Annotated in this window: 2 protein-coding genes; both read right to left on the reverse strand. The window is 66.7% G+C overall.

What is annotated here, in order from left to right; all coding sequences use genetic code 11:
- Positions 1-550, reverse strand: a 550-nt coding sequence (locus ACZ3TS_RS43070) for a DDE-type integrase/transposase/recombinase (RefSeq protein ID WP_467628747.1), incomplete at its 3' end; no start/stop codon positions are given.
- A 20-nt stretch (positions 551-570) separates the two neighbouring features.
- Positions 571-954: a transposase gene (locus ACZ3TS_RS43075; RefSeq protein WP_467628750.1), complete on the reverse strand. Its 384-nt coding sequence runs from the start codon at positions 952-954 to the stop codon at positions 571-573.
- Positions 955-1,032: the final 78 nt, after the last annotated feature.

Consider the following 1,032-nt stretch of genomic DNA (forward strand, 5'->3'; position numbering starts at 1 on the left):
TCCCGTTGCGTTCGATGGTCTCGCGGATCAACTCCTCGGCCCGTTCGGCGGATTCGGCCCGTTCCACCGTGTGGCCGACGATGTAGCGGCTGAAGATGTCGATGATGACGTAGGCGTGGTACCAGATGCCCTTGTCCGGGCCGGCCAGCTTGGTGATGTCCCAGGTGAAGACCTGCGAGGGCGCGGTGGCGACCAGTTCGGGCACAGTCTTGGCAGGGTGGGTGGCCTGACGGCGGCGCTCACCGGACTGGCCGTGTTCACGCAGGATCCGGTACATCGTGGAGACCGAGCAGTGGTAGCGGCCCTCGTCCAGCTCGCGTGCCCAGATCTGCGCGGGAGGAAGTTCCGCGTACTGCGGGCTGTTCATCAACTCCAGTACAGTGCGGCGCTCTTCGATGGTCAGGGCCGATGGCTGGACCTGGACGGCGCGGGGTTTGCGGGGCGCAGGGGGCTTGAGTGAGCGGTAGTGGGTGGCCCGGGAGCGCCCGGTCAGCCGGCACGCGGCCGTGACTCCCAGTTCCCGCTCGACGCCGGTGAAAGCCCCGTCCACGACGGGGTCGGCGGCATCCTTCAGTCCGCGCTCTCGGAGAGCATTTCCAAGAGCGCGGAGGCTTTTCCCATCACATCCAACGCGGCTTTGTTCCGGGCCAGTTCCTTCTCCAGGCGCTCTACCTGCCGCCGCAGTTTCTCGTTCTCCACCTCCGTGGCGGACTTCTTCGCACGAGCCGGGCTCGTCCGCCGGTCGGTGAGCTTTTCCAGGGCCCCGGCATCCCGTGCGGCCCGCCATTCCTTGACGTGGGAGTGGTAGAGCCGTTCCCGGCGCAGGACCGCGCCCTTCTCGTTCCGGGGCGCGGCGTCGTACTCGGCCACGATCCGCAGCTTGTACTCGGACGTGAACGTCCGCCGCTGAGGCCGTGGTGCCGGGTCCGACCCGACGGGTTCACTACTGCTCATGGGTGTGCAATCTCCTGTCGTGCCCTCTCAGGTTAAACGTTCACAGAAGGGCGTCTCACCACAGGCTGACAGAGAGGG

Source organism: Streptomyces sp. NPDC022910 (assembly GCF_055561075.1).